12 protein-coding genes and 1 tRNA gene are annotated in these 8,599 nt (G+C 67.2%); 9 read left to right on the top strand and 4 right to left on the bottom strand.

The genetic code is table 11. The annotated features are described in order from the left end of the window. Positions 1 to 309, top strand: a 309-nt coding sequence (locus D8Y23_RS15285) for a hypothetical protein (RefSeq protein WP_205797297.1), incomplete at its 5' end; no start/stop codon positions are given. 86 nt (positions 310 to 395) lie between these two features. Next, on the top strand, positions 396 to 641 hold the full coding sequence (locus D8Y23_RS15280; RefSeq protein ID WP_128218931.1) for a hypothetical protein: 246 nt from the start codon (positions 396 to 398) through the stop codon (positions 639 to 641). A gap of 197 nt (positions 642 to 838) precedes the next feature. On the opposite strand, the gene D8Y23_RS15275 is transcribed toward D8Y23_RS15280, so the two are convergent. Beyond that, a complete protein-coding gene (locus D8Y23_RS15275; protein WP_128218930.1) occupies positions 839 to 1,162 on the bottom strand; it encodes a hypothetical protein in 324 nt (107 codons plus the stop codon). 102 nt (positions 1,163 to 1,264) lie between these two features. On the opposite strand from D8Y23_RS15275, the gene D8Y23_RS15270 reads away from it, so the two are divergent. The 5 genes from D8Y23_RS15270 to D8Y23_RS15250 all read left to right on the top strand — a co-directional run bounded on the left by D8Y23_RS15270 (position 1,265) and on the right by D8Y23_RS15250 (position 5,157). After that, positions 1,265 to 1,846 (top strand): acyltransferase family protein, encoded by a 582-nt coding sequence (locus D8Y23_RS15270; protein ID WP_128218929.1) that lies wholly within the window; start codon positions 1,265 to 1,267, stop codon positions 1,844 to 1,846. 63 nt (positions 1,847 to 1,909) lie between these two features. Then, positions 1,910 to 3,262: an acyltransferase family protein gene (locus D8Y23_RS15265; RefSeq protein ID WP_128218928.1), complete on the top strand. Its 1,353-nt coding sequence runs from the start codon at positions 1,910 to 1,912 to the stop codon at positions 3,260 to 3,262. Beyond that, positions 3,255 to 4,178, top strand: coding sequence for an HNH endonuclease (locus tag D8Y23_RS15260; protein WP_128218927.1), 924 nt, complete (start codon positions 3,255 to 3,257; stop codon positions 4,176 to 4,178). The genes D8Y23_RS15265 and D8Y23_RS15260 overlap by 8 nt, the downstream gene beginning before the upstream one ends. 293 nt (positions 4,179 to 4,471) lie before the next feature. Then, a complete protein-coding gene (locus D8Y23_RS15255) occupies positions 4,472 to 4,687 on the top strand; it encodes a hypothetical protein (RefSeq protein ID WP_128218926.1) in 216 nt (71 codons plus the stop codon). After that, positions 4,684 to 5,157: a helix-turn-helix transcriptional regulator gene (locus D8Y23_RS15250; protein ID WP_128218925.1), complete on the top strand. Its 474-nt coding sequence runs from the start codon at positions 4,684 to 4,686 to the stop codon at positions 5,155 to 5,157. The genes D8Y23_RS15255 and D8Y23_RS15250 overlap by 4 nt, the downstream gene beginning before the upstream one ends. 205 nt (positions 5,158 to 5,362) lie before the next feature. Here D8Y23_RS15250 and D8Y23_RS15245 read toward each other — a convergent pair whose 3' ends face one another. Further along, the gene (locus D8Y23_RS15245) at positions 5,363 to 5,797 is read right to left on the bottom strand and encodes a hypothetical protein (protein WP_128218924.1); all 435 of its coding nucleotides are present in this window, start codon (positions 5,795 to 5,797) and stop codon (positions 5,363 to 5,365) included. A 65-nt stretch (positions 5,798 to 5,862) separates the two neighbouring features. Here D8Y23_RS15245 and D8Y23_RS15240 point away from each other — a divergent pair, with 65 nt between their 5' ends. Beyond that, complete coding sequence (locus tag D8Y23_RS15240; protein WP_128218923.1) at positions 5,863 to 6,096, top strand: DUF3263 domain-containing protein; 234 nt, start codon at positions 5,863 to 5,865, stop codon at positions 6,094 to 6,096. Between the two features lie 69 nt (positions 6,097 to 6,165). On the opposite strand, the gene D8Y23_RS15235 is transcribed toward D8Y23_RS15240, so the two are convergent. Beyond that, positions 6,166 to 6,238, bottom strand: a tRNA-Thr gene (locus D8Y23_RS15235). Between the two features lie 34 nt (positions 6,239 to 6,272). Beyond that, on the bottom strand, positions 6,273 to 7,244 hold the full coding sequence (locus D8Y23_RS15230) for a DsbA family protein (RefSeq protein ID WP_128218922.1): 972 nt from the start codon (positions 7,242 to 7,244) through the stop codon (positions 6,273 to 6,275). 210 nt (positions 7,245 to 7,454) lie between these two features. Here D8Y23_RS15230 and D8Y23_RS15225 point away from each other — a divergent pair, with 210 nt between their 5' ends. After that, positions 7,455 to 8,558: an ABC transporter ATP-binding protein gene (locus D8Y23_RS15225; protein ID WP_128218921.1), complete on the top strand. Its 1,104-nt coding sequence runs from the start codon at positions 7,455 to 7,457 to the stop codon at positions 8,556 to 8,558. Positions 8,559 to 8,599: the final 41 nt, after the last annotated feature.

Here is an 8,599-nt window from a genome sequence, read left to right as displayed (position 1 = left end):
TCCCCCCCCCCCGATCGGAGTGAGCTGATGGGCGTATTCGACGCACCCGGTCTGAGCAAGCGTGTCGGTGACAGCACGTACCGTCGCCGTTCCACCCCACTCCCCGGGGCGATCGTGGGCACCTCGTACGCGACCGCGCTCGGCAGCTTGGTCCTCTCGACCCCGGGCACGCATGACACCCCGGACGTGATCGCCACGGCATGCAGTGACCTGCGGGTGACGTACGGCAGCTCCTACGTCTCGACCTCCGCTCAGCCGTACGTTGACGCCGACAATACGAACTCGATCACAATCCAGGCCGCCATCTAGGTCAACGGTGCGATCTACTCCTTGACCTTCGGTGGTCGGCTGACGGCAACGTACTCACGTCCGCTTCGGGACCGTTCACGTCGGCAATGGCGGCAGCAAACGCCGGATACTACGTCAACGTGCCCGGTGCGGGTGCTGCTGGTGCGGCACTCACGTCCCTCATCACCAGCTACATCAGCCCGACACAGGTGACCGTCGCGAACAACGCTTCCACCACAGTGTCGGGTGCGTCCGCGAAGATCGGTCAGTCGCCGGCACTCGACGGACTCCACCCGACAGCGTGGATGGCTTCCCTCATGGCCACCGCGATCGACATTGCTCTGTTCGTCTGAGCTCCTCACGCCCCTCGGCGTCCCCACCTTCGGGTGGTGGATGCCGAGGGGCGTTTCTGTGTTCATGCCTTGGGTTGCTCTTCCCAGGGCTTCTCGGGCCAGCGGACGTTCATCTCGCCGAGCTCAGCAGTCGAGCCATCTGACGCGTCGACCAACGTGGAATGCGGAAGATTGGTGCCGACAAACCGACTGCCGGGCTAAAAAGTGATCGAGCTGTTCCCTCGCAGCTTGAAGATCGATCCCGCTTCCGAAGTCGTGGACGCGGCGCCTTCACCGCGCGCCATGGCGAGTTGGGCAGCGGTCTTGCGGTTTAGACGGTATCCGCCTACCAAGGCGACCAGCAGTCCGTAGGTCATGACCAGGGTCATGGCCAGCAGCAACACCGTCGGCAAGTGCGCTCCGGTAAGGGTGAACCCGACCCACCCCATCACCGTGACGACCGCAGACACAGACCAAGCGATGGCGGCTGCCGCGCTGCTGGGCCGCCACATACGGATCACAGCCAGCAGGTAGCCGCCCACACCCTGCGGTGATGTGCCGGAGGCTACTCACTCGCGGTTCTCGACGTGCGTTTCGTCGTTACTCTGGTGGGCGGCAACTAGAGGAAGACCGGTCGATTGCTGATGAAGACGATGCCCTCGGCGAGCTCGTTCCGCCCCGACATCCAGGGGCTGCGCGCGATCGCCGTCCTCCTCGTCGTGCTGTACCACTCCGGTGTGACCATCCTCGGAGGCGGTTACGTCGGCGTCGACGTGTTCTTCGTCATCTCCGGCTTCCTGATCACGTCTCACCTGCTCGGCAGCCTCGACCGTGACGGGCGCATCCGCTTCGGCCAGTTCTACGCGAAGCGCGCCCGCCGCATCCTCCCCGCATCGTTCGCGGTGCTCGCCCTCACCATCATCGCGTCGATCATCTGGGTGAACCCGCTGCAGCAGACGCAGGTCTTCGAGGGCGCCATCTGGACCGCGCTCTACGTGCCGAACTATCTCTTCGCCGCGCAGGGCACCGACTACCTCGCCGAGACCATCCCGTCGCTGTTCCAGCACTACTGGTCCCTCGGCATTGAGGAGCAGTTCTATCTCCTCTGGCCGGCGCTGCTCGCCGCCAGCTTCGTCGCGCTCCGCCGGCAACCGAAGCGCGGCAAGCTCCCACGCGCGGGTCGGAAGCGAGAAGAACGCCCACGGCTGCGAACGGGTGGCAAGTAACAGGCACGCCGCGAACGACACGACCACCACGCCGAGGATGACCCAGGTGATGTCGGTGGTCTCGTGGCCGCGCTCATGCGCTCCCGCCCGGGGTGGGTGACCAGTCGACCGGCCGGGCTTGCCGCGTGGGCCGGTCTCGCGGCTGTTGTCGGCGCCGGATTCGCCTTCACCTCGAGCACCCCGTTCCCCGGCGTCACGACGCTGCTCCCGGTTCTCGGGACCGCGGCCCTCATCGTCGGCGGATCTGCATCGACCCGCTGGTCACCGGCGGCCATCCTCAGCGTCCGTCCGATGCTGTTCCTCGGGGCGATCTCCTACTCGCTGTACCTCGTCCACTGGCCGCTGCAGCAGATCCCGCAGTCCGCAGTCGGGTACGAGAACCCGCTACCGCTGGTCGTCACGCTGGGGCTCGGTGTGCTCGCCGTGCCGCTCGCGTGGCTGAGCTTCCGTTTCGTCGAGGAGCCGTTCCGCACGTCTCCGCAGGCGAAGCGCGCGCGCACGTCGACGACGCTCTGGGCGACCGCTGCCGCGTCGGCGATCGTCGTCGCCGCGTCGAGCGGACTGATCGTCGTCGCGAACCAGACTCCCATCAGCAGTGGCCGCCCGGTCGAGGCGGGCAGCAACCTGTCTACCCCGCCGGTCGTGCCGAGCTTCGTCCCCTCGAACATCGCGCCCCCGCTCCGTACCGCCGCCGACGACAACGCCGTCATCTACTCGGACGGATGTCACCAGGAAGAGGGCGACACCGACACCGACGGCTGCTGGTTCGGCGACAACGCCGACGCCCCGAGCGTGGTCCTCTTCGGCGACTCCCACGCCGCAAGCTGGTTCCCCACTTTCGACACGCTCGCCGAGGCGGGCGATATCCGCCTCAACTCGAACACGAAGTCGTCGTGTGGGTCCGTGCTGCTCGCGGAGGAGCGCGTGAAACGCTCCTACCCGGCATGCGATCAGTGGCGCCGCGGTGTCATCGAACGGCTGCAGGCGGACCCGCCGACCGTCATCGTGCTCGCGAACTTCGCGTCGGCGCGACTGGGCCGAGAGGCCGACCCGGCCGCCGCGTGGGAAGAAGCTCTGCAGCGCACCGTCGCTGAACTCCCGTCGAGCTCGCGGGTAGTGGTCATGGCCGACACGGCTGACTTCGGTGTCACCCCGGGGATGTGCCTCGCCGCGCACGTCGAGGACACCGAGGCGTGCGCAGTGCCGCGCGATGAGGCGCTCGATGAACCGGTCCGTGCTGTGGAGCGCGAGACGCAGGGCATCGACTGGATCGACCTCACGGACCGCATGTGCGACGATGTGAACTGCTACCCCGTGGTCGACGATTTCCTCGTCACCCGAGACGCGCATCACCTGACGAAGACGTTCGCGGAGGCTCTTGCTCCCGCGCTGCGTGAGAGGCTGCCGCTTGGCTGAGACCCGGCCCCCAATCCCGGACCCGATCAAGCGCGCGGTGCGGCAGCGGTGCGGGTTCGGTTGCGTCGTCTGCGGTGACTTCCCGTACGAGTACCACCACATGACGCCCTACGCCGAGGACCCTCAGCACCTCGAGGAGAACATCACCCTCCTGTGCACGCGTCACCACACGGAGGCGACCGGCGCCGTTCCGATGCTGCCCGACAAGATGGTCCGGGAAGCCAACGACGACCCCGCGAACCTACACGCCGGCATCACAGCGCCCACGCTCCTGCACTACTCGTCGGAGCCGATCACGATCGTCATGGGGAACACGACGGTCAAGGGCCACCCCGGACGGGAGTGCTGGGCACTCGGCGTCGATGGAAACGGGCTGCTCGGGTTCCGATTCGAGGACGATCGCTACCTCCTCTCTCTGAGCCTGTTCGATCAGAACAACCGACTGCTGCTCCGCATCGACGACAACGAGCTCACTCACCGTTCAGACGCGTATGACGTGGAGAGGACAGGCAATAGCCTGATCGTCCGTCAGCGTCGAGGTCACATCCTGCTGCACCTTGAGTTCACCCCGCCGACGCAGGTGAAGGTCGTGAGCGGGAGACTCTGGTGGAACGGCGCCAGCATCCTCTTCAACCGTCGGGGCATGGTCGTCCGCGAACCGGGCACAGGCAGCGTCACCATCATGGAGGGCACCTTCATCGCCCCGTGTGGAGTCCACGTCTACGACGGCGATGACGACTTCGGCGCGATCATGCGGATCAAGGCCAAGCGATTCCCGTACCCAGGGGACGGTAGAGATTTCGACGCGGTCAGGGCGTCACTGGACGATTTGTTCGACACCGGCGGCCGAGGTGCCGGTGTCGATTCTGTTCGTACGGATTCGCAAGTCCGGCCGCGTCGGCCTCGCTTGTCGTAGTGCTCAGCGCCCGGAATAGGGTGCTGGGGGAGATCTTCCGCTCGTCGAAGAAACCCCCGTCCCGAAGCGCGCGCACATGCTCGTGTTCCGTGATGGACACCAAGTCGCGGTCTTCAGCGGCACGCCGAGCGACTGGCGGTCCATGAAGAACTCGCTCTCCGACGCCCGTCGGGCCGGGTTCGACTGGCCGCCGCGCTCCTAGAGCCGCACGAGGGGACCGGGGCAATCGAAGTGCCCCGGTCCCCGGGTCCAGCATAGATTCGGAGACACTCATGAAGCACTACAGGGCAACCGTGGCAACGTCACGGCGCGGCAACCTGTCCGCTGACGATGTCGACGCGGCAATGGACGCGCTGGCGAGCTACGCCCCGTCGCTGAGCGTGAGCCCGCGCGGGTACCGTTCCGCCCGGATCACCTTCCCCGCTGACTCATTCACGCAGGCGGCGGCAACGGCTGCTGCAGTCGTCTCGTCCACGCTCGCGGCGAGCCGGTGGCGCTTTGCGTCATGACCGAAGCGGAGGCCGACCTGCGCAGCGGTTCACTCGAGGTGCCCGACCTGGTCGGCGCCACGGAAGCGGCGAGGATCCTCAACGTCAGCCCGCAGCATGTCCGCCAGATGATTGATGAGGGAAAGCCGGCCGCGCACCGGGTCGGGGAGCGCGCGTTCGCGCTGGTGCGCTCGGAGGTGGAGGCAACAGCCAAGACGTTCGTCCCGCGGGGCATGGAATGGACGACGCACCCCGGTCTCCTCGGCCTGCTTCAGGAGATGGACCTGTCGGTGGATCGGGTGCTGCCGAGCCCGAGAATCGACGTGTCGATCGAGCAGGACGGGCCGCACCGAGCTCGCAGTGTCGCGCGGTACCAGTTCACCGTCCTGGGTCGCTACCCGGGAGGGAAAGTCATCCAGGTCGCCGATGGCCTGCAGGATCTCACCGAGTTCGACATCACCCGCCGTAGCGAATGGACGACACCTGAATGACAACCCTTCCCTTGTGACAATCCGAGGCCCCGTCGACGTTCCTGTCGGCGGGGCCTCGACGCGACAGCCGCCACACCGAATCTGCCCCTCCGACACAGCTCCTCCCCCCTCTGGGACACGGGGAGGACGTTCATTCTGCAGACGTGGCACCACGTCGCGGCGATAACCGACCCGTAGCGCGGGCACGCCATCGACGGAGGGAGCGTCACTTCGAGAGGAGGACGTCCAGACCGTCATCGGGGTGGTACGTCCACTTGACCGCGTGCCCGTCGAGCTGGTCACGCTGACGCCCGTCCATCGCCCGCGTCGAGTCCATGCGGGTGATCGTCGCGTCCGGGACGTCGAGAGCGGTCAGGACGCACGCCATGCTCTCAAGCGAGAGGCCGGTCGATTCCTCGCCGGCACCGTTCAACGTCAGGGCCTTACCGTCGTCGAGGAGCTGCGCGTCCACACCCAGGTTGAGCCCGCAGTCCTTCTCGACCGCCGCTTCGAAGTCAGGACCGGAGTGCGCAGCGCTCACGAGGAGCGGCACCGCCACGGCGGCCGCGACCACAAGCACACCAGCGGCGATCGCGACGATCACCGCGGTCCGCTTCCGTCGCGGCTTCGCGTGCGTCGAGGTGGTCAGATCTTCGCTCATGAAGTCCCCCCGGTGAAGCGTGAGCCGATTGTATCGATGTCGGAACCCCGCGCAGACTATGCCGCATGTCCCCCACCATCACCGAACTCCTCGACTTCGAGGAGCAGTGCCCCAATGATCGCGTCGGAAGGACGAGGCGATCCGCGCGCGCTTTGAGATCTCCCCCGGCCCGCTACTTTCAGCTGCTCCACCACGCGTTCAAGGACCCGGCGGGCCTGACTGCCCGCCCGATGCTCGTCCCCCGGCTGATCCGTCGCCGAGACACCAAGGCTCAGGAGCAGCGCGACCGTGCCGGGTAAAAGCGTTGGGTTTCCGTTGAGTCAACCGCGATCCGCGACTCGCTGACCGGCTAGATCCTGGTGTTTTCGTGCCGGCTACAGGACTTGAACCTGCAACCCCCGTATTACAAGTACGGTGCGCTACCAATTGCGCCAAGCCGGCGAGACGGCCAGTCTATCGGCGCGTCGAGGATCGCTCAGCCCGCGGGCGTCTCGGACGGCGTCGCGCTGGGGGTCGGCGTCGGCGTCGCGGTGGAGTAGTAGGCGTTGCTGTCGACGGTGAGGACGAACTGCGCGAACTCCTTCGGGTCGTCCATGCGGCCGACGTAGGGCGTGCCGTTGACGAGCACGGTCGGCGTGGCCGTGAGGGCCTGACCCTTCGTGTCGGGCAATCCCTTGATCGCGCGGTCGGTCGCGGCCTTCGCCCACCCGGTGAACGTCTCGTCCTCGATGCAGGCGCGCACCGTGTCGGGATCGGTCACGCCCGTGGCCTGTGCCATGTCGGCGAGCTTCTCGTCGCTGTAGCCGTCGGAATCCACGGCCGGCTGGCTGATCAGGAGCTCGTGATTGAACGCGAAGAACTTGTCCGACGCGTGGGTCGCCACACAGGCGGCCGCACCCGCGGCACGGAGGCTGTACTTCGTGCCGTTCGACTTCGAGGTGAGCATGGCCACCGGGTAGTAGGTCAGGGCCGCGGCATCCTGCGACACCCACTTCGACAGCTGCTCGGCGTTGGCGATCTGGAACTCACGGGCCTCGGTCGAGAGGTAATCGACGTAGACGCGGATGTCGACCGGAGCTGCGGTCGTGGTCGGAGCCGGGGTCGGCTCGACCGTCGCGGACGGGGTGGCCTCGGCTGCCAGCGTCGAGGCGTTGCCGTCGACCGTCTGCGCGGCTTGGGGATCGGCGATGCCCGTCGCCGCGGTGACGACGAAACCGTCGTCGGTCGCGGCGTCCGGCAGGGCCTGGGACCGACCGTCGCGAGAAGACAGGGCGTACGTGACCCCCGCGGCGCCCACCGCCACGACGGCGACGGCGCCGATGGTCGCGAGCGACCGGCGGACGATCCGCGCCCGCGTCTGCCGCGCCTTGACCTGCTGCGCCTTCTCGCGCACCGCCTCGCGGCGAGCGTTCTCGGCGGGCAGATTCGGCGTCTGGTCGTGGGACATGGGACCTCTCGGGCGCGGACGACTGCCGCTGACGATGATGGGAACGCTCGGGTAAGCGAACGAACATCGATGGTAATCAGCCTGGCTGAGAAATGGCCAGACACATGCGATACTGAGCCTGCGCTCACTGTCGCGCGCGCTCGGGGTCGCCCCCGTTCATTCCATTCACTACGGATCGTCCGGCACGTACCTGCCGGTGAAGGAGAAGAAATGGCGTCCGTCACCTTTGACAACGCAACCCGTCTGTACCCCGGAGGCACTCGCCCCGCGGTCGACAAGCTCAACCTCGAGGTCGCCGACGGCGAGTTCCTGGTCCTGGTCGGCCCCTCCGGTTGCGGTAAGTCCACGTCGCTGCGCATGCTCGCCGGCCTCGAAGAGGTCAACTCCGGCCGCATCCTGATCGGCGACCGCGACGTCACCGACGTGCCGCCGAAGGACCGCGACATCGCGATGGTCTTCCAGAACTACGCGCTGTACCCCCACATGACCGTCGCCGAGAACATGGGCTTCGCGCTCAAGATCGCCGGCGTCGGCAAGGAGGAGCGCGCCGCTCGCGTCCTCGAAGCCGCCAAGCTCCTCGACCTCGAGGAGTACCTGACCCGCAAGCCGAAGGCCCTCTCCGGTGGTCAGCGTCAGCGCGTCGCGATGGGCCGCGCGATCGTGCGCCAGCCCCAGGTGTTCCTCATGGACGAGCCGCTGTCGAACCTCGACGCCAAGCTCCGCGTCCAGACCCGCACCCAGATCGCGTCGCTGCAGCGCCGCCTCGGCGTCACCACGGTCTACGTCACGCACGACCAGACCGAGGCCCTCACGATGGGCGACCGCATCGCGGTGCTCAAGGACGGTCTGCTCCAGCAGGTCGGCACCCCGCGCGACCTGTACGAGAAGCCCAAGAACGTCTTCGTCGCCGGCTTCATCGGCTCGCCCGCGATGAACCTGTTCACGGTCGACCTGGCCGAGGGTGGCGTCCGCTTCGGCGACCTCGTCGTTCCCGTCGAGGCCGACGTCATCGGGAAGGCGCACGGCAGCGAGGTCACCATCGGTGTCCGCCCCGAGGACATCCAGGTCGCCCCGGCCGACGGCCGCGGACTGTCGGTCGTCGTCGACCTCGTCGAAGAGCTCGGCGCCGACGGCTACCTCTACGGCCACACCGACGTCAACGGCAAGCGCACCGACATCGTCGCGCGCGTCGACGGCCGCCGTCACCCGAACGCGGGCGAGACGGTCGTTCTGGCGCCGGTCCCCGGTCACGTGCACGTCTTCGACCTCGAGTCGGGCGACCGTCTGACCGACAAGGCCATCGCCTCGGCCTGATCCACACGCACCGTCGCGGCGCGGGGAGTCTTCCGGACTCC

Source organism: Microbacterium enclense, from assembly GCF_004022425.1.
GTDB classification, from domain to species: Bacteria; Actinomycetota; Actinomycetes; order Actinomycetales; family Microbacteriaceae; genus Microbacterium; species Microbacterium enclense_A.
The sequence above is the reverse complement of the archived record's forward strand: the minus strand, read 5'-3'. Positions and strand labels throughout refer to the sequence as shown.

Coding starts and splice junctions, on each gene's coding strand:
- D8Y23_RS15240 (WP_128218923.1), top strand. CDS start 5,863: ATGTCCCCCACCATCACCGAACTCCTCGACTTCGAGGAGCAGTGCCCC.
- D8Y23_RS15270 (WP_128218929.1), top strand. CDS start 1,265: ATGAAGACGATGCCCTCGGCGAGCTCGTTCCGCCCCGACATCCAGGGG.
- D8Y23_RS15230 (WP_128218922.1), bottom strand. CDS start 7,244: ATGTCCCACGACCAGACGCCGAATCTGCCCGCCGAGAACGCTCGCCGC.
- D8Y23_RS15280 (WP_128218931.1), top strand. CDS start 396: ATGGCGGCAGCAAACGCCGGATACTACGTCAACGTGCCCGGTGCGGGT.
- D8Y23_RS15250 (WP_128218925.1), top strand. CDS start 4,684: ATGACCGAAGCGGAGGCCGACCTGCGCAGCGGTTCACTCGAGGTGCCC.
- D8Y23_RS15225 (WP_128218921.1), top strand. CDS start 7,455: ATGGCGTCCGTCACCTTTGACAACGCAACCCGTCTGTACCCCGGAGGC.
- D8Y23_RS15245 (WP_128218924.1), bottom strand. CDS start 5,797: ATGAGCGAAGATCTGACCACCTCGACGCACGCGAAGCCGCGACGGAAG.